This is a genomic window from Pseudomonas sp. A39 (assembly GCF_058145955.1).
In genome coordinates this window covers 61,108-87,646 of the sequence record NZ_JBYVMD010000029.1, presented here as the reverse complement: position 1 = coordinate 87,646, position 26,539 = coordinate 61,108, and the positions used below count along the sequence as shown (strand labels likewise).

General features: G+C 58.8%; 27 protein-coding genes and 1 tRNA gene. 11 read left to right on the top strand and 17 right to left on the bottom strand.

Annotated elements, in window-relative coordinates; translation table 11 throughout:
* Positions 1–503: 503 nt before the first annotated feature.
* Both AC3ZU9_RS20990 and AC3ZU9_RS20985 read left to right on the top strand, forming a co-directional pair.
* Complete coding sequence (locus AC3ZU9_RS20990; protein ID WP_064052850.1) at positions 504–2,033, top strand: NCS1 family nucleobase:cation symporter-1; 1,530 nt, start codon at positions 504–506, stop codon at positions 2,031–2,033.
* 13 nt (positions 2,034–2,046) lie between these two features.
* Positions 2,047–2,775, top strand: a complete 729-nt coding sequence (locus AC3ZU9_RS20985; protein WP_015885372.1) for an aspartate/glutamate racemase family protein — start codon at positions 2,047–2,049, stop codon at positions 2,773–2,775.
* Between the two features lie 36 nt (positions 2,776–2,811).
* Here the strand turns inward: AC3ZU9_RS20985 and AC3ZU9_RS20980 are convergent, their stop codons facing one another.
* Entirely contained in the window at positions 2,812–3,735 is a 924-nt protein-coding gene (locus AC3ZU9_RS20980) for a LysR family transcriptional regulator (protein WP_102062062.1), read from the bottom strand.
* Between the two features lie 125 nt (positions 3,736–3,860).
* Here AC3ZU9_RS20980 and AC3ZU9_RS20975 point away from each other — a divergent pair, with 125 nt between their 5' ends.
* Complete coding sequence (locus AC3ZU9_RS20975) at positions 3,861–4,607, top strand: 3-oxoacyl-ACP reductase family protein (RefSeq protein ID WP_015885374.1); 747 nt, start codon at positions 3,861–3,863, stop codon at positions 4,605–4,607.
* Between the two features lie 72 nt (positions 4,608–4,679).
* On the opposite strand, the gene AC3ZU9_RS20970 is transcribed toward AC3ZU9_RS20975, so the two are convergent.
* Entirely contained in the window at positions 4,680–5,369 is a 690-nt protein-coding gene (locus AC3ZU9_RS20970; RefSeq protein ID WP_015885375.1) for an HAD-IA family hydrolase, read from the bottom strand.
* Between the two features lie 107 nt (positions 5,370–5,476).
* Between AC3ZU9_RS20970 and AC3ZU9_RS20965 the strand changes: the two genes are divergently transcribed.
* Together AC3ZU9_RS20965 and AC3ZU9_RS20960 are read left to right on the top strand one after the other, a co-directional pair.
* Positions 5,477–5,842, top strand: coding sequence for a DUF2784 domain-containing protein (locus AC3ZU9_RS20965; protein WP_043205755.1), 366 nt, complete (start codon positions 5,477–5,479; stop codon positions 5,840–5,842).
* Positions 5,843–5,896: 54 nt separating this feature from the next.
* Entirely contained in the window at positions 5,897–6,475 is a 579-nt protein-coding gene (locus AC3ZU9_RS20960) for a DUF4337 domain-containing protein (protein WP_015885377.1), read from the top strand.
* Positions 6,476–6,558: 83 nt separating this feature from the next.
* Here the strand turns inward: AC3ZU9_RS20960 and AC3ZU9_RS20955 are convergent, their stop codons facing one another.
* Positions 6,559–6,927, bottom strand: coding sequence for a hypothetical protein (locus AC3ZU9_RS20955; RefSeq protein ID WP_015885378.1), 369 nt, complete (start codon positions 6,925–6,927; stop codon positions 6,559–6,561).
* A 235-nt stretch (positions 6,928–7,162) separates the two neighbouring features.
* On the opposite strand from AC3ZU9_RS20955, the gene AC3ZU9_RS20950 reads away from it, so the two are divergent.
* The gene (locus tag AC3ZU9_RS20950; protein WP_490091257.1) at positions 7,163–8,203 is read left to right on the top strand and encodes a DMT family transporter; all 1,041 of its coding nucleotides are present in this window, start codon (positions 7,163–7,165) and stop codon (positions 8,201–8,203) included.
* A 33-nt stretch (positions 8,204–8,236) separates the two neighbouring features.
* On the opposite strand, the gene AC3ZU9_RS20945 is transcribed toward AC3ZU9_RS20950, so the two are convergent.
* A complete protein-coding gene (locus AC3ZU9_RS20945; protein ID WP_224795877.1) occupies positions 8,237–8,557 on the bottom strand; it encodes a hypothetical protein in 321 nt (106 codons plus the stop codon).
* Positions 8,558–8,596: 39 nt separating this feature from the next.
* Positions 8,597–9,571, bottom strand: a complete 975-nt coding sequence (locus AC3ZU9_RS20940) for a hypothetical protein (protein WP_046035668.1) — start codon at positions 9,569–9,571, stop codon at positions 8,597–8,599.
* Positions 9,572–9,881: 310 nt separating this feature from the next.
* Here AC3ZU9_RS20940 and AC3ZU9_RS20935 point away from each other — a divergent pair, with 310 nt between their 5' ends.
* Positions 9,882–11,378 carry a trypsin-like serine peptidase gene (locus tag AC3ZU9_RS20935; protein ID WP_320399715.1) on the top strand — a complete coding sequence of 499 codons (1,497 nt, stop codon included), beginning with the start codon at positions 9,882–9,884 and terminating at the stop codon, positions 11,376–11,378.
* 136 nt (positions 11,379–11,514) lie between these two features.
* Here AC3ZU9_RS20935 and AC3ZU9_RS20930 read toward each other — a convergent pair.
* Positions 11,515–11,604: transfer RNA gene (locus AC3ZU9_RS20930), tRNA-Ser, on the bottom strand.
* 320 nt (positions 11,605–11,924) lie between these two features.
* Between AC3ZU9_RS20930 and AC3ZU9_RS20925 the strand changes: the two genes are divergently transcribed.
* From AC3ZU9_RS20925 to AC3ZU9_RS20915, 3 genes are all read left to right on the top strand, one after another.
* Positions 11,925–12,617 (top strand): crotonase/enoyl-CoA hydratase family protein, encoded by a 693-nt coding sequence (locus AC3ZU9_RS20925; RefSeq protein WP_015885385.1) that lies wholly within the window; start codon positions 11,925–11,927, stop codon positions 12,615–12,617.
* Positions 12,618–12,829: 212 nt separating this feature from the next.
* Positions 12,830–13,552: a lysophospholipid acyltransferase family protein gene (locus AC3ZU9_RS20920; protein WP_046035666.1), complete on the top strand. Its 723-nt coding sequence runs from the start codon at positions 12,830–12,832 to the stop codon at positions 13,550–13,552.
* Between the two features lie 139 nt (positions 13,553–13,691).
* Complete coding sequence (locus AC3ZU9_RS20915) at positions 13,692–14,663, top strand: magnesium and cobalt transport protein CorA (RefSeq protein WP_015885387.1); 972 nt, start codon at positions 13,692–13,694, stop codon at positions 14,661–14,663.
* On the opposite strand, the gene AC3ZU9_RS20910 is transcribed toward AC3ZU9_RS20915, so the two are convergent.
* The 3 genes from AC3ZU9_RS20910 to AC3ZU9_RS20900 form a co-directional block, all read right to left on the bottom strand.
* On the bottom strand, positions 14,660–15,385 hold the full coding sequence (locus AC3ZU9_RS20910) for an amidotransferase (protein ID WP_490091256.1): 726 nt from the start codon (positions 15,383–15,385) through the stop codon (positions 14,660–14,662). The genes AC3ZU9_RS20915 and AC3ZU9_RS20910 overlap by 4 nt on opposite strands.
* 84 nt (positions 15,386–15,469) lie before the next feature.
* Positions 15,470–17,617 (bottom strand): 3-hydroxyacyl-CoA dehydrogenase NAD-binding domain-containing protein, encoded by a 2,148-nt coding sequence (locus tag AC3ZU9_RS20905; protein ID WP_490091255.1) that lies wholly within the window; start codon positions 17,615–17,617, stop codon positions 15,470–15,472.
* Positions 17,618–17,633: 16 nt separating this feature from the next.
* Positions 17,634–18,839 carry an acetyl-CoA C-acetyltransferase gene (locus AC3ZU9_RS20900; protein WP_490091254.1) on the bottom strand — a complete coding sequence of 402 codons (1,206 nt, stop codon included), beginning with the start codon at positions 18,837–18,839 and terminating at the stop codon, positions 17,634–17,636.
* Between the two features lie 644 nt (positions 18,840–19,483).
* Between AC3ZU9_RS20900 and AC3ZU9_RS20895 the strand changes: the two genes are divergently transcribed.
* Positions 19,484–20,290, top strand: a complete 807-nt coding sequence (locus AC3ZU9_RS20895; protein ID WP_015885391.1) for a c-type cytochrome — start codon at positions 19,484–19,486, stop codon at positions 20,288–20,290.
* A gap of 163 nt (positions 20,291–20,453) precedes the next feature.
* Here the strand turns inward: AC3ZU9_RS20895 and AC3ZU9_RS20890 are convergent, their stop codons facing one another.
* The 8 genes from AC3ZU9_RS20890 to AC3ZU9_RS20855 form a co-directional block, all read right to left on the bottom strand.
* Positions 20,454–21,257: a transglutaminase family protein gene (locus AC3ZU9_RS20890; RefSeq protein WP_490091253.1), complete on the bottom strand. Its 804-nt coding sequence runs from the start codon at positions 21,255–21,257 to the stop codon at positions 20,454–20,456.
* Entirely contained in the window at positions 21,254–22,204 is a 951-nt protein-coding gene (locus tag AC3ZU9_RS20885) for an alpha-E domain-containing protein (protein WP_015885393.1), read from the bottom strand. Before AC3ZU9_RS20885 ends, AC3ZU9_RS20890 begins: the two co-directional genes overlap by 4 nt.
* 4 nt (positions 22,205–22,208) lie before the next feature.
* The gene (locus AC3ZU9_RS20880) at positions 22,209–23,618 is read right to left on the bottom strand and encodes a circularly permuted type 2 ATP-grasp protein (protein WP_015885394.1); all 1,410 of its coding nucleotides are present in this window, start codon (positions 23,616–23,618) and stop codon (positions 22,209–22,211) included.
* A 416-nt stretch (positions 23,619–24,034) separates the two neighbouring features.
* Positions 24,035–24,376 carry a ribonuclease E inhibitor RraB gene (locus tag AC3ZU9_RS20875; protein WP_015885395.1) on the bottom strand — a complete coding sequence of 114 codons (342 nt, stop codon included), beginning with the start codon at positions 24,374–24,376 and terminating at the stop codon, positions 24,035–24,037.
* Between the two features lie 213 nt (positions 24,377–24,589).
* Positions 24,590–24,826, bottom strand: a complete 237-nt coding sequence (locus AC3ZU9_RS20870) for a hypothetical protein (protein ID WP_015885396.1) — start codon at positions 24,824–24,826, stop codon at positions 24,590–24,592.
* Positions 24,827–24,929: 103 nt separating this feature from the next.
* Positions 24,930–25,535 (bottom strand): START domain-containing protein, encoded by a 606-nt coding sequence (locus AC3ZU9_RS20865; protein WP_046035662.1) that lies wholly within the window; start codon positions 25,533–25,535, stop codon positions 24,930–24,932.
* 53 nt (positions 25,536–25,588) lie between these two features.
* Positions 25,589–25,843 (bottom strand): YkgJ family cysteine cluster protein, encoded by a 255-nt coding sequence (locus tag AC3ZU9_RS20860; protein ID WP_015885398.1) that lies wholly within the window; start codon positions 25,841–25,843, stop codon positions 25,589–25,591.
* 162 nt (positions 25,844–26,005) lie between these two features.
* On the bottom strand, positions 26,006–26,491 hold the full coding sequence (locus AC3ZU9_RS20855) for a translation initiation factor 2 (RefSeq protein ID WP_490091252.1): 486 nt from the start codon (positions 26,489–26,491) through the stop codon (positions 26,006–26,008).
* Positions 26,492–26,539: the final 48 nt, after the last annotated feature.

The following is a 26,539-nucleotide window of genomic DNA, read 5'->3' as shown; positions in this document are numbered from 1 at the left end:
CCGCGTCCAAGCCTCAAATGTGTAAACGATGTCCCCGGTTTCAGATGTAAACGATGTCTACGGTTCTACACCCCGATGGCGGTGGATCAGCCGATGTATCTGGTGACTGGCAGTCCGCTATCGGGGGCAAGCCCCCTCCCACATCTTGTTTGTGTTTGCCACCAAAGATGTACACACAGATGTAACCATCGGTGCCATTTATGTGTGCAATCCATCTAAACCCGCACCGTTATGTAACACCTTTCCCCACGCATTTTTTGCGCTCTTCTATGTTTCTTTTCGACAGAAAAATAAATAGCTGTTCAAACGGTCAATTTATATCGCTTTCAATTCAGTAAGTTATTTTCACTGACTGCAAAAACGAAATGACCCGCAGTTTTCATAGATCGAAAACTGGCACGCATGTGGCTTAAGGTGAAATGCGCTTTGTATACAATAAATACAAAACCTACATACACTTTGCCATCCGCGGCCCGGCTGCCGATGTGCTGGAGCCTGCCGGAATGCGTACAAGCCTCTCGAACACTATCGCACTGGATCTGCCCTCCTCTTCCCTGAACCCCGAAGCCATGGTTCCCGGTCCGTTGGTACTGAGCCCGCGCCTGCACAACAAGGACCTGGCGCCGACCAAGGTCGAAGGCCGCCGATGGGGGCGTTACAGCATCTTCGCGCTGTGGACCAATGATGTGCACAACATCGCCAACTACTCGTTCGCCATCGGCTTGTATGCGTTGGGCCTGGGCGGCTGGCAGATCTTGCTGTCACTGGGGATCGGGGCAGCGCTGGTGTACTTCTTCATGAACCTGTCGGGCTACATGGGGCAGAAGACCGGCGTGCCGTTTCCGGTGATCAGCCGTATCAGCTTCGGCATCCATGGCGCGCAGATACCGGCGCTGATCCGCGCAGTGATTGCGATCGCCTGGTTCGGTATCCAGACCTACCTGGCTTCGGTGGTGTTGCGCGTGTTGCTGAGCGCCATTCACCCGGGCTTCGCCGATTACGACCACAACTCGATCCTGGGCTTATCAACCCTGGGCTGGGTGTGTTTTGTGGCGATCTGGTTTGTGCAATTGGTGATCCTGGCCTACGGCATGGAAATGGTGCGCCGCTATGAAGGCTTCGCCGGGCCGGTGATCCTGCTGACCGTGGCCGCACTGGCCGGCTGGATGTACTTCCAGGCCGGCGGCCATATTGCCTGGTCGGTCCGCGAGCCGCTGACCGGTGGTGAGATGTGGCGCAATATCTTCGCCGGTGGCGCGCTGTGGCTGGCGATCTACGGCACGTTGATCCTCAACTTCTGCGACTTCGCGCGCTCCTCCCCGTGCCGCAAGACCATCAAAGTCGGCAATTTCTGGGGCCTGCCGGTGAATATCCTGGTGTTCGCCGCAATTACCGTGTTGCTGTGCGGTGGCCAATTCCAACTCAATGGCCGGGTGATCGAAAGCCCCACCGAAATCATCGCCGCCATCCCCAATACGTTCTTCCTTGTGCTGGGCTGCCTGGCCTTCCTGATTGTCACCGTGGCAGTGAACATCATGGCCAACTTCGTCGCGCCGGCCTTCGTGCTGAGCAACCTGGCGCCCAAGTACCTGAACTTCCGGCGTGCCGGGCTGATCAGCGCCACCGTGGCGGTGCTGATCCTGCCGTGGAATCTCTATAACAGCCCGCTGGTGATCGTGTATTTCCTCTCCGGCCTGGGCGCACTGCTGGGGCCGTTGTACGGGGTGATCATGGTCGATTACTGGCTGATCCGTAAAAGCCAGGTCGACGTACCGCAGCTGTATAGCGAAGACCCGAACGGCGTTTATTACTACAGCCGTGGCGTCAATCTGCGGGCGGTGGCGGCGTTCATTCCCGCAGCCGTGATCGCCATTCTCCTGGCCCTGCTGCCCGGTTTCGCCAGCGTCTCACCGTTTTCCTGGATGTTTGGCGCCGGTATTGCAGGGCTGCTGTACTTGCTGATTGCCAAGCGCCAGCCGTTCTACGCCGATGTCAGCGGCGAAAGCATTGCAGTCGATAACGTCAGTCATTAATCAAGGACCTTCCATGCGCATCCTCGTGGTCAACGTCAACACCACCGACTCCATTACTGAAACCATCGCCCAGCAGGCACGGGCGGTGGCCGCGCCGGGCACCGAGATTGTCGGGCTCACGCCTTACTTCGGCGCGGAGTCAGTGGAGGGCAATTTTGAAAGCTACCTGGCGGCCATTGCGGTGATGGACCGGGTCATGGCTTACGACCAACCGTTCGACGCGGTGATCCAGGCCGGCTACGGTGAACATGGCCGCGAAGGCCTGCAGGAGTTGTTGAACGTGCCGGTGGTCGACATCACCGAAGCGGCCGCCAGCACGGCAATGTTCCTGGGGCACGCCTATTCGGTGGTGACCACCCTGGACCGCACGGTGCCACTGATCGAAGACCGCTTGAGATTGGCCGGCCTGTACCAACGCTGCGCCTCGGTGCGTGCCAGTGGGATGGCCGTGCTGGCGCTGGAACAAGACCCACTGGCCGCGATGGAAGCCATCGTGCGCCAGGCGGAACTGGCCATCAGCGAAGACAAGGCCGAGGTGATCTGCCTGGGCTGCGGCGGCATGGCCGGGCTGGATGAGCAGATTCGCCAGCGCACCGGCGTCCCGGTGGTGGACGGTGTAACCGCAGCGGTGACCATTGCCGAATCGCTGGTGCGGTTGGGGTTGTCGACGTCGAAGATCAGGACTTACGCGACGCCAAGGGCAAAGAAAGTGGTTGGCTGGCCGGGTAAGTTCGGTCGCTGAAGGTCAACTGTGGGAAGGGCTTGCTCCCTTGCACATTTAGATCGCGCTGAACCTTTGGCCCAGCTTCGCTTCGGCAAACTGCTCGATGATGAAATCCACAAACGCCCGGGTCTTGCCGGGCAGCAGTTTGTGTTCGGCGTAATAAATGGAGATGTTGCCGTCGTCGACGTACCAGTCGGGCAACACCCGCACCACCGCGCCACTGTCGAGGAACGGCACCGCCATGGGCATGCTCACCAACGCGATGCCCAGGCCCTGGGCGCTGGCACAGCAGGCGGCTTCGGAGTCGCTCATGGTCATGCTCGGTTTGAGCACCAGCGGGCGGTGTTCACGCTCGATACTGGTCAATTGCCAGGAACGTATGCGGCCGGTTTGGGGAGAGCGAATCAGAATACCCGCGCACCGTGCCAGATCTTCGGGGGTCAGTACCGACGCGCGCTGCGCCAGGTAGTCCTTTGAGGCAACCAACACCCGATGCGCCGGCGTCAACTTACGCGCCACCACGCCCTGAGGCAGCTCGAAGCCACCGCCAATGGCCGCGTCAAAGCCCTGGCCGATCAGGTCGACCTGGCGATTATCGAAATGCCAGTCCGGGCTGATATCCGGAAAGCGCTGCATGAACGCCCCCAACAGTGGGACCACATACCGATTACCGAACACTGTGCCCATGCTGACCTTGAGCGTACCCACCGGCCGCCCTTCGGCGCTGGCCAGGTTGGCGACGGCGTTCTGGATGGTGGTAAGGCTGCCGCTGACTTCGTCGAGAAACAGTTTGCCGGCTTCGGTAAGGGCCAGTCGTCGGGTGCTGCGCTGGAACAGGCGCACACCCAGGCGCGCTTCCAGCTTGGCGACACTTTTGCCGACGGCTGCCGGTGTGAGACTCAGGTGCCGGGCGGCCTCGGCAAAGCTGCCACCTTCGGCGCTGCGCACGAAGCATTCGATACTGCCAAAGCTTTCCATGTCACCCACTCTCAACTTTTGGTTTACACAGACTATAGCAATCACGGTCTACCGGTAGGCACTGCCCAGGTCGATACTCGGCTCCATCAGCAAGGCATCCCGCCTTGAACAGTTAGGAGATCGACATGACCACACAGAACCTCAGCGGCAAAGTCGCCTTGATTCAAGGCGGTTCGCGCGGCATCGGTGCCGCCATCGTCAAGCGCCTCGCAGCACAAGGCGCAGCGGTTGCCTTTACCTATGTGAGCTCCGCCGCCAAGGCCGACGCATTGCAGAACAGCGTGATCAGCGAAGGCGGCAAAGCCTTGGCGATTCAGGCCGACAGCGCTGATGCGGCAGCGATTCGCAATGCGGTCAACGCCACCGTTGAAGCCTTTGGACGCATCGATATCTTGGTCAACAACGCAGGGGTGCTGGCCATCGCCCCGCTGGAAGATTTCAAGCTGGAAGACTTTGACCAGACCTTGGCGATCAACGTACGCAGTGTGTTTATCGCGACCCAGGAAGCGGCCAAGCACATGGGTGAAGGTGGCCGCGTGATCAACATCGGCAGCACCAACGCCGAACGCATGCCGTTTGGCGGCGGCGGCCCGTATGCGATGAGCAAGGCAGCGCTGGTCGGGTTGACCAAGGGGTTGGCGCGGGATTTGGGGCCTCGCGGAATCACCATCAATAACGTGCAGCCTGGGCCGGTGGATACCGACATGAACCCGGCGAACAGTGATTTTGCCGAGAGCCTGATCGGGTTGATGGCCGTGGGTCGGTATGGACACGTGGAAGAGATTGCCAGCTTCGTGGCTTACCTGGCTGGGCCGGAAGCCGGTTACATCACCGGTGCAAGCCTGACCATTGATGGTGGCTTCAGCGCCTAGGCTTTCCGCAACACTGCAAAATCAAAGGTGGGAGGGGGCTTGCCCCCTCCCACCTTTTTGAGCGTGTTTTATTCAGGGGAAAGGTGGCAGGCCGTAAGCCGCCAAATCAAAATCCGCGAGCTTGCGGATGATCTGGTCAGCGTGCTGGTACTTGCTGTCGGCCATGGCCTCATCCGGCACGGCGATGGCGGTCATGTGGGCTGCTTTCGCGGCGGTGACCCCAAACGGGGAGTCTTCGAACACCAGGCAATCCTCGGGTGCAACGCCCAGGCGGCGGGCGGCGGTGAGGAAGATGTCCGGCGCAGGTTTGGCAGCACCGACTTCCGGGTCGTCGGCGGTGACGATGGTCCCGAACAGTCCAAACCATTCACGGTGCAACGTGGTCTTGTGGCCAAACGAATTGCGCGACGAACTGGTACCCACGGCGATCGGAATATTGTGCGCCTTCAAGTGCCGCACCAATGCTTCGGCGCCGGGCATGCCCAAGGCCTTGGGGAAGCGCTCGCTCATCAGTGGTTCACGGATCTCCAGGAACTCGGCCGGTGTAATCGGCAGATCCAGCGCCTTCACGACGTAGTCCGCCAGGTCCTGGGCGCCGCGCCCGATGATGTGCTGCTTGATACCCCAGTCATAGGTACGGCCGTAGCGTTCGGCGATGATCTGCGTGACTTCGGTGTAGATGCCTTCGGTATCCAGCAACAACCCGTCCATATCGAAAATCACGGCCTTGATCGGACCGACTGCGGTACGCGGTGCATTCATCGCAACAGAACCTTGGGGGAAGACTAAAAGGATTCAGCACAATAACGGCCACGCTTGCACGCAAGCAACCCTTTAGACTATGGACCTCCCCTTTTGAAGTGTGCGTAATGCTCTACCGTCTAGCTGCCGACAGCCTGGTGCTGTTTCACCTCACGTTCATCCTGTTTGTGCTGTTTGGAGGCCTGCTTGCCCTCAAGTGGCGGCCTGTCGTCTGGCTGCACCTGCCCGCTGTGGCCTGGGGGATTGCCGTTGAAGTGTTCCACCTGCCCTGCCCGCTCACTCGATGGGAAAACCTGTTTCGCCATCTTGCCGGGCAAGACGGCTATGGCGGCGGGTTTATCGAGCACTACCTCCTGACCCTGATCTACCCCGCAGGGCTGACCCCGCAGATCCAGTTGGGCTTGGGCGCATTGGTGCTGGCGATCAACATTCTGGTGTATGGGCGGTTGATCCGGCGTTACGGACAGGCTTGAGACAGCTTCACTGGTGAAGAATCAGAGTCCCTCAGTCCCTTCACAGACGCCCCCATGTCCGAAGCCTTCGAAGTCCCCAGCCCCCACGAAAAACACATCGAACACACCACCGAACATGCCCACGGCCGTGGCGACAATTTCGCCAGCCGCATCGCCGTGATGACCGCCCTGATGGCCACCCTCGGCGCGATGCTCAGCTACCAGGCCGGCTCTACCGAAAGCGAGGCGGCGATGGACAAAAACAACGCCGCCATCATCAAGACCGAAGCCGCCAACCAATGGAATTACTACCAGGCCAAATCCAGCCGGCAGAATCTTGCGGAACTGGCCACCCATATTCCCGGTGTGGACGCGGCGCATTACAAGGATGAGATCGAGCGTTACAAGAGCCAGAAGGAAGACGTGCGCAAGCAGGCCGAAAAACTTGAAGCCACGTCGAAGGAATGGGATGAGAAGTCGGAGCAGGCGTTGCACCAGCATCATCGCTGGGCCCAGGCGATGACAGCGATCCAGATCGCAATTTCATTGGCGGCGATTACGTTGTTGACCCGGCGGGAATGGTTGAAGCGGATGTCGTATGCGGCGGCGGGTGTGGCGGTGGTGTTGGGTAGTTTGGCCTGGCTGCATATCTGACCCCATCAGTTACGGGCAACCGATGTACCCGTGGCGAGGGAGCAAGCTCACTCGCCACAGTCTATGCAGTGTGTGGCATCGAATCAGGCCTGATCCACCGCACGGCTGTGGTGGAAGTACAGATAAGCCAGCCCAATAGGCGCAATGAAAACCGCCATGGTCCAGCAGATCGCCATGGTGAACACCTTGACGGTCAGCATCAGAATCGCGTTCACGAAGAACACGTTGTTGCCAAAAATGTAATCCATGATGCTTTCGTAAACGAAACGCGCGTAGGGGTAAAGCACGCTGTTGACGACGCAATAGGCCAACGCGCCGAGTGTGAACACACCGGTTTTCGAATGGGTCAGCGCGGTGTAGATCAGTACGGGGAAAATCAGCCCGAACAGAAAATTGCGAATGTAGTACTGGGCAGAAAGCCCGCCGAATGTCTTGCGAAGTACCGGGTGCATTTAGATCCCTCTGAATGGCGTATTGGAAAGGCGGCGACCTTAGCAAGTCCTGGAATTCACCACCAGCGTTTATGAGCCCTTTGCCAGTACTTTCCATTCTGGGATTGCGGGTATTGGAGTGGCTATACCACCAAGATTTCGGGTGATGTGATCAAGCTGAAAACCGCGCAGTAAATCCCACGGGATTTAACCTGAGCAAGCGACGTATCATGGGCTGAACACTCGAGGACGGCCCATGAACCTTAGTATTCTGTATGCCCTCGCGGCCGCCGCCCTGTTCGGCGCCAGCATCCCGCTCGCCAAAAGTTTCGGCCTGGGTCTCTCGCCCGTACTGCTCGCCGGCCTGCTCTATCTGGGCAGCGGCATCGGTCTCGCCGGCGTGCGCCTTATCCGCGATCGCGGCTGGAAACCCACCGGCCTGACCCCATCCGAATGGCCCTGGCTGATCGGTGCCATCACCTTTGGCGGCATCCTCGGGCCCGTGGCCTTGATGTTCGGCCTGACCCGCACCGCCGGCGCAACCGCCTCGCTGATGCTTAACCTTGAATCGGTGTTGACCGCCGTTATCGCCTGGGTGGTGTTTAGAGAAAACGCAGACCGCCGCCTAATCCTCGGGATGATCACGATAGTCATGGGCGGTTTAGTGTTGTCATGGTCCGACGACGGCGGCGCCACCCACGACTGGACCGGCCCGTTTGCAGTGGCCGTGGCATGCTTATGCTGGGGGATTGATAACAACCTGACGCGCAAGGTTTCAGCGTCGGACGCGTTGTTTATCGCGGGGGCCAAAGGGCTGATTGCCGGGTTGGTGAATTGCAGCCTGGCGCTTTATCTAGGCGCGCAGATACCGGCTATGGCGCAGTTGGCGCCTATCTTGTTGGTGGGGTTTCTGGGGTATGGCATCAGCCTGGTCATGTTTGTGCTGGCGCTGCGTGGGCTGGGCAGTGCGCGCACCGGTGCCTACTTCTCCACGGCGCCGTTCCTGGGCGCCGTGGTGGCCCTGCTGGCGTTCGGGGAGTCGGTGACCGTCGCGTTCTGGATTGCGTCGGCGCTGATGGCCGTGGGGGTTTGGCTGCACCTGACGGAGCGGCATGCCCATGAACATCTGCATGAGGCGACGGAGCACGGGCACCGACATGTGCATGATGAACACCATCAGCATGAGCATGACGTTGAATGGGATCCGGCGGAGCCGCATAGTCATGTGCATGTGCATAGCGCGATGAGGCATAGCCATGCGCATTTTCCGGATGTGCATCATCGGCATAGGCATTGAGGGCGACAGCGAGTCGCCCGTATTTCATGCAGATTAGGTTTTTATAAGAATCCAACTGATAGTCATCCCCGTAATGGATATGACGGCAACGAGTGTTGGTATGACCATCCAGCACTTGAGATGTCGTGGGATTTTTTCAACGTCTTCAACCCGTACCAAACGCCTCCATTGAAGTACTTTGGGGATAAGAATAATGATAGCCATGGCAAATACGCGTACCTGCCGGCCTTCAAATGGAGCATTACGGAAAATCCGCCTATGGACGATTACATAGTCACTGTGTTCCACATAACGTTCTGCTGCATCGAGCTTTTTGAACATGACAAAAAATGTCAGCGGGATGCTGAGTAACATGAGGGCACATGAGCACAACATCATAAATTCTAGGTACATTTAATCGCTCACAGTTTTATAGAGAAATTTACCCGCAATTTCCCCACCCTCGCTTCCTAACTTGCCCAAGGCCAATCCGCCTGCTGCTCCGCCAACGATGGCACATGCCAAAGCTCCGGCGCCTGCTGTAGGTATGCCAAAAACAATCATGCAGGCGCCTATTCCCACAGAGGCCCCCATACTTCCACCCAGCGATGCCCCCCCAACGCCTAGCACCAATTTGCCTCCCTCAACATACTTCGCCTGCGTACACTCTTGCTCACGCCCAGTGGAACACGCCTCCGTTATCTCCAGCGCTGTGGCACCAACGTCCAGCGCTATACCAATGTAAGTTCCCTTCTTCAAAATCTGCGAAGCTTTGGCTACACGCCTGACCCGTTCCTCATACCCTCGAATCTCTCCATGGTGCCAGTAGCTCCTACTGGAAATGCCGAGCATTTTTTTAATCGACCCTTCGTTTTTCAACCCCGTACCCAAGCGCGCCATACCCGAGACTTGGCTATCCAGCCTCGCAAACAGCGCTCTGCGCTTAACCAGAAACGCGTCCCTAGCCCCCGAGGTTCCCCTCCTCAAGTACTGCTTGTGCAAATCGTCGATGTCCATAAGGGTCTTCTCGACTTGCGCCAAGTGCTTGCTCCAGGCAGTGCTGGCGCTCCCGATGCCGAGGGAGGTATAGGACAAGATGGTTTGTAACTGATCATAGTTTTTGATCAGGAATTGATCAGTTGCTGAGTGCGCCAACAGGGCAAGTTTTATATTCTGCGCCGAGCGCATCAGCCATGCCTCTTCAGCGGTGCAAGAGGCGGTTCGGCTATCCCCGATGATCACCAATTGCCCAGGCAAAACAACGGTGTTGCGGATGTGCTGGTTGAGGGTGTCGAATTTGGTTTGTGTATGGGGATTCAGCGAAAGGCTGAGTTTGAGCAGTGGATAGGGCCGCGGTCGCTCATTGATAAATGCGTAAGGTCCCTGCATGCGTGCACCTCCAAGTGACTGAGGCGCACGACTATAAGAACGAGCTACAAGCGAGGTAAGACGCGTACTGGGGTGTTTTTAGCGTTTGGGAAATGGACTACTTAAATCAGAGATCATGCCTACGATTGCAAGCACTAAAGATCAATTGCCCAGGACTACTGGTCAGATACGCGCTCGTATGGCTCAAGCGCCAAACCCTACACGTGCTGACCGAGAGCTCGAGCGCGTTAATCAATAGCCATGTATGTCTCCTGCCTTGGCCTGATTGGATAGTTTCAGCCAATCAATGACTTCCTTGTCGAGGCTCCTCATGTCACTTACTCGCACCGCTCGCGTTTTCCTGTATTTCCTGTTGCTCAGCACTGTCTGGCCCTGCCACGCCAGAGACCTGGCCGAGGGACTTACCGAACAGTCACCTTCCGCGGCGCTTGAAAATAAAGACCACCGTTACCCGCAATGGACCGGCATCGGCTCACTGAAAAACGCCTTAGGCCAGACCTGCAATGCCGTTCTGCTCGACACTCGTGATCACCGGGGCAAGGCCGTCGGCCCGGCTTATGTGCTGACCAGCGGGCACTGCGTGTTCTTCAGCTACGGTACAGCGCGCCTGCGTCAGGCGATCACCGCCGATGTCACCTTCAATTACTTTCATGACACGCCCGAACGGCATGTCACCTACGCCGTCAAGACAGCACACTGGAGCAGCATGGCGGGTACCGATTTGGCCGTGCTCGAACTGGATACGTCACTGGCCGTGCTGGTGACCAACGCAATCATGCCACTCAAGCTGGCATCTCAGCGTCAGGCGACAGATCGAGAAGTGATCAACGTGGGAGCGCCGACCGGTTTTCTGAAAAAGGGACTACGCATGAGTGCCTGCGTGGAGTCGACCATCAACAATTTTGCCGAACATCCCGGCGTGTTCCCCAGCGCCTTGCGCAACCGCTGCAATGGTCTGCGCCCAGGCAGCTCCGGCAGTCCAATGCTGGATCGGAACACCAATGAAATCACCAGCATCATCAGCAAGGTCGCGTCTGCCATTCAGAGGGACATTCTCAACAGCTGCCAGAACAACTCGGCGTGCGAAGCTGCGAAATTCAACTACAGCTATCCCGCCAACGACTTGTACTACTGCTTTGTAGACGGTGTTTTCCGTAACGACACCCTGACCTGCCAGCTCAAGGCCGTTGAAATCACGCTGGACGAGCCGTGGAACCTGAAACCCTATGTGCATTTACAACGTGACGCCGCCGACCAAGTTATCCGTCCGACGTGGAACCTAAGGTTCTCGATCCAGGAACCGTTCTACCGATTCAAGGCCGTGAATGACATCAGCGATTGCGCGCGCACGCATGGCTACCAGGTCGCTGTCGCCTCTGACGAGGCCTACATCAACCTGCCCATCGGCCCAGTGCTGGGGTCGCATGTGCTGTGCATACTCGGCGTGCAAAAGGCCGAGCAACCGCTGACCGTAGCGCTGCTGCGCAATGTATTCACCCATTCGGTATTCCTGACCAACCCAGCCCCGGCACCGCAGCTCAAACACCGCTACCACATCACCTGGGAAAACCAGCACAGCAGTTTCAGCCGGCATTACTACTACAGCGTGAACTCGGCGATCAGCACCCCCTGTGGCGATATTGACGACGAACGCTACACCCTGTCCCTGGACGGCATTTTTCTCGAAATAGCAGAGCTGCCGATCACGTTATGCAGCTATGCACGCAACAACACCGGGCAACCATCGGCCATTCGCACAGACGTGATCGAAGGCGCAACGGTTCGCTCGCAGCGTCATGCCAGGTGAGGCAGCACGCTATTTTCAGCTACTTTTGATGACTCGAGTCCTGTCACGAACGGGGGGACGGACGGGGGTACGCTGCGAAATCGCGGGCAAAAAAAATCCCGCAGAGTGGTTAACTCGCGGGATTTTTTCAAGAATGTGGCGGTGAAGGAGAGATTCGAACTCTCGATACAATTTCTTGTATACACACTTTCCAGGCGTGCTCCTTAAGCCACTCGGACACTTCACCGTATCTCGTCAAACCAGTTCAGTCTGTCGAGGCGCGCTAATGTAGTCGAAAGCCTTTCTGATGGCAAAGGTTTTTTTCAGAATATTCATGCGGTTAGCAGGTTGTGCCGCTCAATGCCCGGCAAGGGGCGGTGATTGTGCCATTCTCAGGCATGGGCGGTGTGTGTCTGGGACGGCGATTGCGCCCTGCCCCCGGCATTTGGGCGCCCTGCGCAGGGGAAAACCCTGACTGGCCAGTCAGTCACAGCGCTTTACCGGGGCGGGCGTGGTGGGTAACGTCTGCTGCATACTTCTATAACAAGTCCTACAAGGAACCGCGTCATGAGTGAGTTGATTGCCTACCACCTCGAAGACGGTATCGCGACCCTGACCTTGAGCAACGGCAAGGTAAATGCCATTTCTCCGGCGGTGGTCAGTGCGTTTAATGAAGCGCTGGACCAGGCCGAGAAGGACCGGGCGGTGGTGGTGATCACCGGCACGCCGGGGATTCTGTCGGGTGGTTATGATTTGAAGGTGATGACCGCCGGCCCTAAAGAGGCGATCGGCCTGGTGACGTCGGGTTCGACGTTGGCGCGTCGTTTGTTGTCGCACCCGTTCCCGGTGATTGTGGCGTGCCCTGGGCATGCGGTGGCCAAGGGCGCCTTTTTGCTGCTATCGGCGGATTATCGGATTGGGGTGGAAGGCCCGTTCAGCATTGGCCTGAACGAGGTGGCGATCGGCATGACCATGCACCACGCCGGTATCGAGTTGGCGCGGGATCGTCTGCGTAAATCAGCCTTCCACCGCTCGGTGATCAATGCCGAGATGTTTGACCCGCAGGGCGCGTTGCAAGCGGGCTTCCTCGACAAGGTGGTGGCACCAGAGGAGTTGCATGCCGCCGCGCTGGAAGCCGCGCGTCAGTTGAAGAAGCTCAATATGAACGCCCACAAACACACCAAGTTGAAGGTGCGTAAAGAACTGTTGGAAGCCTTGGATGACGCCATTATTCAGGACCAGGGGCATATTCTGAGTTAAGCCCTACGCCTGATACGTCAAAGCCCGACCTAGAGTCGGGCTTTTTCTTACACACACTTTCGCAACACCTTCAGCCCCTCTAGCTTGCCCGTGTCAGCAGATGTTGAAACATGCTCTTAAACATCGCCTATCTCCTACCTCTACCGGGGTAATTGCCGAATACAGTGCACAACCGTACACTGCGCCACCTTTTGTCCCGATGGACCGTGTCGATGCTTTTTCTGTTGCGTATGTTGTTGATGGGCCTGCACTTTATGCTCGCTGGCGTGCTGGGTGTGCTGGTCGGTCTGTGCCGGCCGTTCAACCCGGACAACAGCCGCCTGTGTGCTCGCCTCTACGCGTTGCCGGCCATGTGGATCCTGCGGCTGAAGGTGAAGGCCGATGTGGACTCGCTGCGCAACAAGCCTGGCACCTGCGTAATCATCGCCAACCATCAGTCCAACTATGATCTGTTTGTGTTCGGCAACGTGGTGCCCCACCGCACGGTGTGTATCGCCAAGAAAAGCCTGAAATGGGTGCCGCTGTTCGGCCAGTTATTCTGGCTGGCGGGCAATGTGCTGATCGACCGGGGCAATGCGCACAAGGCACGCCGCGCGATGCTTACCACCACCCGCACCTTGCAGCACGAAGACACGTCGATCTGGGTGTTTCCGGAAGGCACGCGCAACCTGGGCAAAGGTTTGCTGCCGTTCAAGAAGGGCGCGTTCCATATGGCGATTGCGGCCGGGGTGCCCATCGTGCAGGTGTGCGTCAGCAATTACGTCACGCACATGCAGCTCAATCGCTGGAACAGTGGTGATGTGATCATACGTTCGTTGCCGCCAATTCCTACAATTGGCCTGACTTCGGATGACATCCCGGCGTTGATGCAGGCTTGCCATGCGCAGATGGCGGCGTGTATTGAGGCGATGGATCGCGAAGTGCGGGCTGGTTGAAGACTGCCAAAGGCGCTTCGCACCCCAGCGCGAGCAAGCTCGCTCACTACAAAAGCTTGCAGAAACGACGGCTACGACGGAACGCCATTCAGGCTAAGCTGCCCAACACGTGTCCTCCCAATAAGAAGTGATCAGCACCATGGGTAGAGTTGTTGCGGCCGCCGTCTATAGCGCCGGTAAGAAAGTCACTGATATCACCCTTGATGAAGGCGCGGCCTGGGCCGCCAAACCCGGCCACTTTGTGTGGATCGGCCTGGAAGAACCCGACGCACAGGAACTGGCCAACCTGCAACGCCAGTTCAACCTGCATGAACTGGCCATCGAAGACGCCCTGGAAAAACACAGCCGCCCCAAGCTGGAAACCTTTGGCGACGCGCTGTTTATCGTCACCTATTCACCGGTGCGCGAGAACGGCAAGCTGGAGTTTATCGAGACCCATATCTTTGCCGGCAACGGCTACATCATCACCGCACGCAACGGTCATTCCGCGTCCTACGGCTTTGTGCGCCAGCGCTGTGAGGCGCGGCCGCTGTTGCTGGAGCATGGGGAAGATTTCGTACTCTATGCGCTGCTGGATTTCGTCACCGAAAACTACCAACCGGTGAGCGAAGCGATCCATGCCGAGATCGATGAGCTGGAGCGCAATGTGCTGTGCAGTTCGCTGAGTGAACGCGACATCCAGAAGATCCATGGCCTGCGCCGCGATGTGCTGCGGCTCAAGCGCTATGTGGCGCCGATGGTGGAGATCAGCCAGGAGCTGCAGAAACTCAACTTCCCGTTTATCGACAAGAACATGCGCCCGTATTTCCGCGATGTGCAGATCCACGTGACGCGGCAGATGGAAGACCTCACCACCCTGCGCGATATTGCCAGCCAGACCATCGAAATCGGCGTGTTACTTGAGGCCTCGCGCCAGAGCGTGGTGCAGCGCAAGTTCGCCGCGTGGGCGGCGATCCTGGCGTTCCCCACCGCAGTGGCGGGGATTTATGGGATGAACTTCCAGAACATGCCCGAGCTGCAATGGCACTATGGCTATTTTGCGGTGCTCGGGTTGATTGCGACCGGTTGCACCGGCTTGTGGGCGAGTTTCAAGCGTTCGGGCTGGCTTTAAACCTGAGCCTCGGGTTTATGCGCCACAAAGCGCATCATCCATTCCGCCACGGTCGCCCCGTGGTGGTCGCGCTCCAGGCTGGCCACGCCGTTTGTGTAGATCTTTTCGCCCAGGGTTGTCTGAAGAATTTCCAGCAACTCGCGGGAATAGTCTTGGATAAATTCCGGGTGCCCCTGGAAGCACAGCACCTGATCGCCGATGTGATACGCCGCGAACGGGCAAAAAGCGCTCGACGCAATGACCGTGGCATTTTCCGGCAGCGTGGTCACCTGGTCCTGGTGGCTGATCAACAGCGTCAGCTCTTCCACTTCCGGGCTCATCCACGGCGCCTTGGCATCGAGCTTGTAGTCGTGGATGCCAATGCCCCAACCCTGGCTCGCGCGTTCAGCCTTGCCGCCCAACAGCAGCGCCAGCAATTGGTGACCGAAGCAGATACCGAGCAGCTTGTCGCCGCGCTCGTAACGTTCGAGCAGATAGGTCTTGAGGGTCTGGATCCACGGGTCAGTGCCGAAGGAATCGGCCTTGCTGCCGGTCACCAGGTACGCGTCGAACACTTCGTCGTCGGACGGGTATTCACCGTTCACCACGTTATAGACGACAAACTCGGCGGGGATCGGCTGCTTGGAGAACAGGCGCTTGAACATCTGCCCGTACCCTTGGTATTGATCGATCAAGCCTGGACGCAGGATATCGGTTTCCAGGATACAGACGCGTAGCGACATAAAAAATACCTGACACGGTGATGGGAATATTGCACACCCCAGAGCCTGCCTTGAAATACCCCTTCAAGGCAAGCCCCCGCTCGATCACCGGAACACTTCACCGCGTGCCGCTTTATCTAACAACAATGTCGGCGGTGCGAACCGTTCGCCATATTGCTCGGCCAGGTAACGAGCGCGGGCGACAAAGTCGTTCAACCCATATTGGTTGATGAACTGCAGAGCGCCGCCGCTCCAGGCCGCGAAACCGATGCCGAAAATAGACCCCACGTTCGCGTCTGCCGTGGACATCAACACCCCCTCCTCCACACAGCGCACGGTCTCGATGGCCTGGATAAACAGCAGGCGGTCGCGCACATCTTGTGGCGAGATGCGTTGGTCGGGCCGTTCAAAGCGGCTTTTCAACTCTGGCCACAGGTACTTTTGCCCACCGCTGGGGTATTCATAGAAACCGCCCCCCGCCGCCTTGCCTACGCGCTTGTATTCGTTGACCAACAGATCGATCACCGCCGTTGCCGGATGTGTCGGCACGGCCTTGCCTTCTGCCTGCAGATCCTTGGCCGTCTGCTGTCGGATATGGCTCATCAGGGTGAGGGAGACTTCATCCGACACCGCCAACGGCCCCACCGGCATGCCGGCCTTGCGGGCTTCGGTCTCGATCATCGGCGCCGCCACGCCTTCGCCGAGCATGGCGATGCCTTCATTGGTGAAGGTGCCGAACACCCGCGAGGTGAAGAAGCCACGACTGTCGTTGACCACGATCGGAGTTTTCTTGATTTGCAGTACGAAATCGAACCCTCGCGCCAGGGTTTCGTCGCTGGTGTGGGTACCCTTGATGATTTCCACCAAGGGCATCTTGTCCACCGGGCTGAAGAAGTGCAGGCCGATGAACTTGGCCTGATCCGGCACCGCCGTGGCCAAACCGCTGATCGGCAAGGTGGACGTGTTGGAGGCGATCACGGCCTCGGCGCCGACCACGCTTTGCGCAGCAGCCGAGACCTTGGCCTTGAGTTCGCGGTCTTCGAACACCGCCTCGATGATCAGGTCGCAACCCGCCAAGTCGGCATCGGAGGCCGTAGGATGAATACGCGCCAAGGTGGCTTCACGCTGTTGCGCCGTCAACTGACCACGGCTGACCTTCTTGTCCAGCAACGCCACCGAATGTGCCTTGCCCTTCTCGGCGGCGGCCAGGTTGACGTCCTTGAGTACCACGTCGATGCCTGCGCTGGCGCTGACGTAAGCGATCCCCGCCCCCATCATCCCCGCACCCAGCACGCCGACTTTACGTGTGACATAGGGTGCAAACCCTTGCGGCCGTGAACGGCCGGCGTTGATCTCGTTGAGCTGGAACCAGAAAGTGCCAATCATGTTTTTCGCCACCTGCCCGGTCACCAACTCGGTGAAATAACGGGTTTCGATCAGGTGTGCGGTGTCGAAGTCCACTTGGGCGCCTTCGACGGCAGCGCAGAGGATTTTCTCCGGGGCGGGGAAACAGCCCTGGGTTTTACTGCGCAAAATCGATGGCGCGATCGCCAGCATCTGGGCAACTTTCGGGCTCGACGGCGTACCGCCGGGGATCTGGTAGGATTTGTTGTCCCACGGCTGTTTGGCGTCCGGATTGGCCAGGATCCAGGCGCGTGACTTGGCCAGCAACTGTTCGCGGTCCGCCGCCAGCTCATTGACCAGACCGGCTTGCAGTGCCTGTTGCGGCCGCACTTTCTTGCCTTCGAGCAAATACGGCAAGGCCTTTTCCAGCCCCAGCAAACGCACCATGCGCACCACCCCACCGCCACCCGGCAGCAGGCCCAGGGTGACTTCCGGCAGGCCAAGCTGCACTGATTTGTCGTCCAGCGCGACACGGTAATGGCAGGCCAGGCAAATCTCCCAGCCGCCTCCCAGCGCCGCGCCATTGATGGCGGCCACCACGGGCTTGCAGAGGGTTTCCAGGCGCCGCAGCTGTGCCTTCAACACCAACACGCTGTCGTAAAACTCCTTGGCGTGAGCCGTGTCGACTTTGATCAGTTCATTCAGGTCGCCACCCGCAAAAAATGTCTTCTTGGCCGAGGTGATGACCACCCCGGCAAGGCCGTCTTTTTCCGCCTCCAGGCGTTCGACCGTGGCCGCCATGGCCTCGCGGTACACGCTGTTCATGGTGTTGGCGCTCTGGCCGGGCATGTCGAGGGTCAGCACGACGATGCCGTCCTGGCCTTTTTCGTAACGAATGGCTTGGGTCATGACAGATTCCTTGGGCTCAGAGGCGTTCGATAATGGTGGCGATGCCCATGCCACCGCCGACACACAAGGTGGCCAGGCCGTAGCGCTGCTGGCGCACTTCCAGTTCGTCGAGCAGGGTGCCGAGGATCGCGCAGCCGGTGGCGCCCAGCGGATGGCCCATGGCGATAGAGCCGCCGTTCACGTTGACCCGTGCCGCGTCGATGCGCATGTCCTTGATGAACTTGAGCACCACCGAGGCAAACGCTTCGTTGACCTCGAACAGGTCGATGTCTTCAACGCGCAATCCAGCCTTGGCCAGGGCCTTGCGCGTGGCAGGCGCGGGGCCGGTAAGCATGATGGTCGGGTCAGTGCTGGTGACCGACGTGGCTACAATACGCGCCCGGGGCTGCAGGCCAAGTTCGCGGCCCTTGGCCTCGGAGCCGATCAACATCAACGCGGCGCCATCGACGATGCCGGAGCTGTTGCCCGGCGTGTGTACGTGGTTGATGCGCTCCACATGGCTGTAGACCCGCAGCGCAGTGGCATCGAAGCCCATCTGCCCGATCATTTCGAAGCTGGGCTTGAGCTTGCCAAGGCCTTCAAGGGTGGAGTCGCCGCGAATAAATTCATCATGGTCGAGCAGCACAATGCCGTTCTGGTCCCGCACCGCAATCAGCGACGTGTTGAAGGAACCGTCTGCACGTGCCCTGGCCGCTTTCTGTTGTGAATGCAGGGCAAAGGCGTCGACGTCCTCGCGGGTGAACCCTTCGAGGGTAGCGATCAGGTCCGCGCCGATGCCCTGTGGGGTGAAGTGGCTGTGCAGATTGGTCTGCGGGTCGAGCACCCAGGCGCCTCCGTCACTGCCCATGGGCACGCGGGACATGGACTCGACGCCACCGACCACAACGAGATCTTCGAAGCCGGAGCGCACCTTCATCGCGCCCAGGTTGACCGCTTCCAGGCCAGACGCGCAAAAGCGGTTGATCTGGACGCCTGCGACGCTGATGTCCCAGTCGGCCACCAGGGCGGCGGTCTTGGCGATGTCCGCACCCTGGTCGCCCACCGGGGTCACGCAACCGAGCACGATGTCGTCCACTTGTTGGGTGTCGAGGTCGCTGCGTCGGGCCAGGGCGGTGAGCAAACCGGCTACCAGGTTAACCGGCTTGACGCTGTGCAAGGCGCCGTCCGACTTGCCTTTGCCACGGGGCGTACGTATCGCATCAAAGATCAAAGCTTGGGTCATGACGTCCTCGAACCGCTGTGCAGGTGTGCCTCTACCTTAGGCCCGATTGACACGGTTTCAATGACGGATGCGCTCATTGCTTTTGACCCCCTCGCTCGGACGAACGGTAGCCTCCTAAGGTAATTACCTGATTAATCGTTTTAGCTGTCTAGCCAAGGCATTGGCGCCAAGATGGCGTTATGCCTCATGCCTTTTTAAGCTGAAATGCTGATTAGCTGATATGAAATGGGTCTAAGCCAAGAAGAACGAGGGCTCTAAGGTTGAATCAGTAAGAAGTTGCTGCCGGGTTTTGCTGGAGCAGCCGTAAGAAAAGTGACACGTCATCTCGCCATACTGAAATAAAACCGGCACGTATTTGACGCTCAGGAATAACAACAAAAGGCAGTCAGCCATGTTTAAACATTCGAAAGTACGTCAGGCGGGACTCATTCTGTTCGCCACCACACTGATTTTGATCTTGCCCAACTTAACCAAGGTTATTGGGTGACCCCTCCACGGCCCCATTCCGTGCAACAGAACAGGGTTTGCAGTTTTTGGCGGCGCCTGCCGGGACATTGCGCATAGCGGTCCTGCAGGGGCTGTCTTTTTACGCGCCGATTTCCGGTATCGTGAGCCCAATCGCCACGTTGATTCGAGCCTGCATCTTGAAAGCCATCCTTGCCCTCCTCGCCTTGCTGATCGGCCTTCCCGCTTCAGCCGCGCAATTGACCGTCGAACTCGACCACACCCGCAAGACCTGGCAGACCGCCGACCTGCTCAAGCACCCGCAAGCGCAAACGGTGCAGATCGTTGATGACGTGTCCTACAAGCGCACCATGACCTATCGTGCAGTGCCGCTGGCGGTGCTCCTACCGGGTTTGAAACCTGAGAGCCACCTGCAAGCCGTTGCCCTCGATGGATTCGCCGCCGAACTCACGGCTGCGCCGCTGCTGGAAAACCACGGTGCACGCGCCTGGCTCGCGGTGGAGGACCCCGCCCAGCCATGGCCCGCACTGGCGGATGGCAAACCGAGTGCCGGGCCGTTCTACCTGGTGTGGACCGACCCACAAGCCGGGTCTATCAGCCCGGAGCAGTGGCCGTTCCAGATCTCCGGGATAAAGCAGTTGAAGACCGTGGCGGAGCGTTTTCCGGCGTTGTTGCCCGACCCGACGCTGGCGGCCAATGACCCGATCAACCAGGGCTTTGCGCTGTTCCAGAAAAACTGCCTGGCCTGTCACCGGCTCAATGGCGCCGGTGATGCGCAGGTGGGGCCGGACCTGAATGTCCCCTATAACCCTACCGAGTATTTTGGCGGTGATTTCCTCAAGCGCTATATCCGTGACCCGCAGAGCCTGCGGCATTGGCCACAGGCGAAGATGCCGGCATTCGCCGCCAGCGTGTTGCCGGACAACGAGCTGGATTTATTGGTTGAGTATCTAAAGCACATGGCCGCGCGTAAACAGCCCTTGTAGTGAGCGGGCTTGCCCCGCGCTGGGCTGCGAAGCAGCCCTGATCCAGGCGCCTCGGCAATACCTGATGCACCGCATTCTGCTTGATCAGGGCCGCTTCGCAGCCCAGCGCGGGGCAAGCCCGCTCACTACAAGCCACAAAACCTCTGGCAGACCCGCGATCACGCTATTGCTGCTGGACGGAAATCACCGGCGTCGGCGCCACGAACACCTTCGCGTGCATCTGCTCATGACCGCCACCGCGACGCATGCCGCGCACCGGGCAGGCATCCAGGTAATCCAACCCTACCGCCAGTTTCAAATGCCGCTCCGGGCGGGCCAGCTGGTTGGTCACGTCAAAGCTGTACCAAGCGTCATCCAGCCAGGCTTCGGCCCAGGCATGGCTGGCCAGGTGCGCGCTGTCCTCGGAATACAAATACCCCGACACATACCGCGCAGGGATCCCCAGGCTGCGTGCGCAGGCCAAAAACGCGTGGGTGTGGTCCTGGCACACGCCCGCACGGCCGGCGAAGGCCTGGGCGGCGCAGGTGTCGACTTCGGTCGCGCCCGGCGTGTAGACCATCGCTTGGTTAAGTGCATGCATCAGGTCGATCAACGCCGTGCGATCGCGACGTTGATGGCAATGCTGGTCGGCAAAGCCGCGCAGCGCTTCATCGGGCTCGGTCAGGCGGGTGCAGCGCAAGAACGGGAAGGCCGATTGGCTCTCGTGTTCGGCCTCGCGCAGTTCGTCGATGTCCACTTGGCCACGCGCACCGATGATGATGGCGTCGTGGGGTTCATCCAGGGTCAGCACATGCAGGATGTTGCCGAACGGGTCCACCTGGGCACGCACCGGACGCGGGAGGTCGAGTTGCCAACTGAGCACATGCTGGCGCTCGCTGTCATGGGGCGTCAGGCGCAGGTACTGGATGCTGGCGCGCACTTGGTCTTCGTAGTGGTAGGTGGTTTCGTGGCTGATGGAGAGTCTCATGCGGCCTCCAGGTAAGAACTGTAGATGGCGTCGCCCAATTGGCGGACCAAGGGGATAAAGTCGGTCAGCCAGGCGTGCAGGCCTTCCTCAAGGATTTCATCAATGGCGGTAAAGCGCAGGCGCGCATCCATCTCGGCGGCCAGGCGCTGGGCCGGGCGGCCGTTGATGCCGGGCAGGCTGGCCAGGATCTGGTCAATCTCTTCGCTGCAGGCACGCAGTGAGCGCGGCACATCGGCGCGCAGCAGCAGCAACTCAGCGACTTGCCGGGCGCCGGGTGCATCGCGATAAATCTCAGTGTAGGCCTCGAACGACGACAAGGCCCGCAGCAAGGCACTCCATTGATAGTAGGCATGCGCAGTGCCATCGGTGACGGCTTCGGCCTGGTCACCGGCCATTTCATAGCGTGCGTCCAGCAAGCGCAGCGTGTTGTCGGCGCGTTCGATAAACGTGCCGAGGCGAATAAAGCGGAAAGCATCGTTGCGCATGATGGTGCCGTAGGTAGCGCCCCGGAACAGATGGGAACGCTCCTTGACCCACTCACAGAACCGACTCATGCCATAACGGCTCAGGCCCTGCTGGGCGATATCACGAATATCCAACCAGGTAGCGTTGATGTTTTCCCACATGTCGGCGGTAATTCGCCCACGCACCGCATGGGCGCTGGCCCGCGCGGCGCCGAGACAACTGTAGATACTGGCCGGGTTGGCCGCATCCAGAGCAAAGAAGTGCAGCAGGCGTTCAGCGTGCAATTCACCGTGACGTGCGTGGTAATCCTCCAGGGTGCCGGTGATCAACAGCGGCATGGCCAGTTCATGCAGGCCATCACCGCGCCCATCCTGGGGCATCAGCGACAGCGAATAGCTGACGTCGAGCATGCGCGCGAGGTTCTCCGCGCGTTCAAGGTAGCGCGACATCCAGTACAAATCCGAGGCAGTTCTACTCAACATGGCATCAGTCCTCGACCACCCACGTGTCTTTGGTGCCGCCACCCTGGGACGAGTTGACCACCAGCGAGCCTTCGCGCAATGCAACGCGGGTCAAGCCGCCGGGGACCACACGGGTTTCCTTGCCGGACAACACGAACGGGCGCAGGTCGATATGGCGGGGCGCAATGCCATTTTCGACAAACGTCGGGCAGGTGGATAAACACAGGGTCGGCTGGGCGATATAGGCGTGGGGCTTGGCCTTGATACGGGCACGGAAGGCTTCGATTTCCGCTGCGGTGGACGCCGGGCCCACCAGCATGCCGTAGCCGCCGGAGCCTTGGGTTTCCTTCACGACCAGGTCGGGCAGGTTGGCCAATACGTGGGAAAGTTCGTCGGGCTTACGGCACTGGAAGGTCGGAACATTCTTCAGGATCGGTTCTTCATCCAGGTAAAAACGGATCATCTCGGTGACGAAGGGGTACACCGACTTGTCATCCGCCACCCCGGTGCCGATGGCATTGGCCAGCACCACATTGCCGGAGCGGTAGGCCGCGAGCAGGCCGGGCACGCCGAGCATGGAGTCCGGGTTGAAGGCCAAGGGGTCGAGAAAGGCGTCATCAAGGCGACGGTAGATCACGTCCACGGCCTTGGGGCCATCGGTGGTACGCATGAAGACGCGGTCATCGCGCACGAACAGGTCGGCGCCTTCCACCAGTTCCACGCCCATTTCACGGGCCAGAAAGGCATGTTCAAAGAACGCGCTGTTGAAGCGACCCGGGGTCAATACCACCACGCTGGGGTTGTCCAGGGGGCTGGAGCTTTTCAGGGTATCCAGCAACAGGTTGGGGTAGTGATCGATGGGCGCGATGCGTTGGGCGGCGAACAGTTCAGGGAACAGGCGCATCATCATCTTGCGGTCTTCGAGCATGTAGCTGACGCCGCTCGGTGTACGCAGGTTGTCTTCCAGCACGTAGTACGTGCCGTCGCCATCGCGTACGAGGTCAACCCCGGAGATGTGGGAATACAGGTCGCGGTGCAGGTCCAGGCCTTGCATGGCCAGTTGGTATTGCTCGTTGGCCAGGACCTGTTCGGCGGGGATGATCCCGGCCTTGATGATGCGTTGTTCGTGATACAGGTCGGCGAGAAACATATTGAGCGCCTTGACCCGCTGGATGCAGCCGCGCTCGACAATCCGCCATTCGCTGGCGGGGATGCTGCGTGGGATGGTGTCAAAGGGGATCAGGCGCTCGGTGCCCTGCTCGTCCCCGTAGAGCGTGAAGGTGATCCCGGCGCGGTGGAACAGCAAATCGGCTTCGCGCCGGCGTTGCGCCAGCAGTTCAGCAGGCGTGTCGGCCAACCAGCGGGCGAACTCGCGGTAATGAGGCCGGACCTGCCCTGCCCCATCGTACATCTCATCGTAATAAGTGCGGATCATGCCGAACTCCTTGTCACCCGGACGCGAGAACCATCGCAAGGCCCGTGCCAGCGGCATAAACACTTAAAAATCAGTGAGTTAAATAAACATAAAAATCTGACCGCACCGTCCTGGTGCGCAGAATGCCCGGTGCACAGCCCCACGCTTCATCGCAATGCGGGCTTTGACTATCAACAGCATAGCCAGAGTTGATTTCACTGCCCGGCCAAGCCTGCGGATAATCACAACCATCTGCTGAACAGGATGCGTCCTACAGGTTCAGCCCACCGCTCTTCCCTTTAGGCCACCCTCTCTGGGTGGCTTTTTTTTGGTGCAGAAAAGTGGGCTACAAGTTCCGAGTAGTTTTCCTACAGCACAAACAAAATCGGCCGACCCAAAGGTCAGCCGATACGCTGTGGTTCTCATACTGCTAACTGCTACATGGGTAACCCACGCACCTCCTGCTTCACGCCCCATCCCTCGATGATCCCACCCAGCGGCTCGACCACCGCCTCAAAGTCTTGCTCGAAGTCTCCTATGCCGTCGTAGGTAGCGAACATGATTTTGCTCAGTTCCAGGTACCAGGCGCCATCGTCGCGCGCACTGACCTGGGCATTCAGGGATTCCCCGCGAAACTCACCCGCAGCCCTGCGCGCCCGTTCCTCATCCGGGAAAATGGCGTAGAACTCGATGGGGTGAAAACGCGAAAAGTCGAAGCCGCCCTCTTTCATGCGGCGCAGAACGTTGGTGCTGATGTCTTCTTGATAGGCTGTGCTCATGAAAAGTGCTCCTCAAATTGATGGATAGACTTTCCGTGCTTCCCGAAGCCCACGCCGTACTGGCGTGGGGACTACGGCAATAACATCACCGCTGGAAAACAAGCATGTAGCTGACAAGACCAGACCTTAGCGATTCATTCGCTGATCTCATTTGCAGAGTAGCGCGAAGCTATCACCTCCACCAGAGGCCCTTTAAGGGTGGACAGGGAATATTCAGGCGGCAGGAGAGATGTCGAGGATCTGGATACTGTTCTGGTCTTTGAGGATCTTGACCGTAGGCTCGGGCTTGCGGCCCTCCAGGTCGTTGAGGTCCAGTTCGGCGGCGACGGGCACCAGTTTGTTGCGAATCATGTGTGCCGCATCTTCGAGGCTGGGCTTCTGGTCACAGGTGAACTGTTCAACGGACTGCACGCCGTGATCATCAACAAAGGTAATCTGCCACTTTTGCATCGGTGCCTCCTCGATAAAACCCGTGTGTGGGCTTACCTCTATCTGGACCTTGGGGGCTTGGCAAACGTTCCACCCAAGGTCGGAGACACCCGATCAACTGCGCTTATTTTTCGGCGTGTTCTTTCAAGGCTTTCAAGGTGTTGAACGGCGCGTCCACCACAAACTTGTTGGCCAACCACGAAGGCACGCTGCCACCTGGTTCGGTGTGCACCTGGTAAGTGACTTCGGTCTGGTTGTCGCCCTTTGGCACCAGTTTCCAGAAACCTTCTACTTGAGCAACCCGTACGAAGCCTTTTTCTTCTGGCTGATAGGTCGGGACCTCCAGCAAAGTTCGGGTCACGCTGCCGTCAGCGCCCTTCGAGGTGGTGATTTTGAGAATCGAGTCACGATTAGTGACGGGGAACGGGGCATTGAACTGGGTGTAGGTGTAGCTGACGTCACCCTCGTGTTTAAGCAGTTTTTGCAATTTGCATTCGTGAATCCATTTGCAGGCACCCACTACGTCTTCCTGCAGCGCAACAATCTTGGCAACCGGCGCCTTAATCGTGGTCACACCGCGATACGCCTTGTACTTGGAGCCGGCCACTTCGCTCAGGGACACCTTGATACCGTCTTCATCCTTGGCGACTTGCCAATCCTCAGCCTGGGCAGTGGCAGCAAACAACACCGTAAAACCGCACAGCACAGCCATTCGTTTCAGCGAACCCATTGTTGTATTCCTTATTGTCGAAGTTCCGAAAAAAGTTCCGATAGTAAAGCCCATCAAGCCGCCGTCATCTGCTCCCACCAGCCGATCAAGCGAATCGCATCGGCCTGGTCGGTGCCGCAGACCTCGATATCCGCCTTGAAATCGCTGCACACCGCCGGTCGCTCCGGTTGCCCGAACAGCAGGCATAGCTGTTCGACCGACAGGTGCAGGCAGCGTTCGCCGGCCGGCTTGCCTTGTGGCATGCCCGGTAATGGCGAACTGATAGAGGGGGCGATGCAGCAAGCGCCACAGCCTTCACGGCAATTCATGACCAGCAGGTCCTCGACGACTCAATGTGGATGGCAGGGCTAGAGTACGCCCTAAAACAGCCGTTTTAAAATGGTCTAACAGGGGTTTTTCGCAGAAAACAAACGTGACTGACCAGTCTGCGACAGATGGTCGGAGGGACACGTCACGTCTGTGGGAAAAGTTTACTGCTTGAATTCGAAATCCAGCGCTGCACCTTCCACATCGCGCCGCTCTTCGTTGCGCAATTGCAGCCTCATCTCATTGCTGAGCAGGCGGCCGTTGATCTGGAATGCACTGTTGTCGGTGGGCTTCTCGCCGAACATCGGCGGCAGCAGGGGCACGCTCTTGGGCTTGGGCATGGTGCCGATGGGCTGCAAGTGCCTGACCATGTCCGAAGGCAGTGACAGGTCCAACTGTGCAGGGGGCAATTGCGTCTGGGCCACTTCACGGGAGGCCTTGGATTTGCTCGCAGCACGTTTTTTGGCAGTGGCCGCGTTCTTCTTCACAGCGGGCGCTTTTTTGGCCGGCGCCGGTTTTTTCGCAGGGGTCTTCTGTTCAGAGCTGGCAGCAGGCTTGGTTTCGCTCACAGGGGCCGCCGCCAACGCTGTGCTGACGTTGCACAGGCTTAACAGGCCAATTACCAGAACAGCGCGAAAAATCTGAGTCATATTGCCTACAGCATTAACGGCAGAGGGCCATATGCTCGCTTGTTGTGC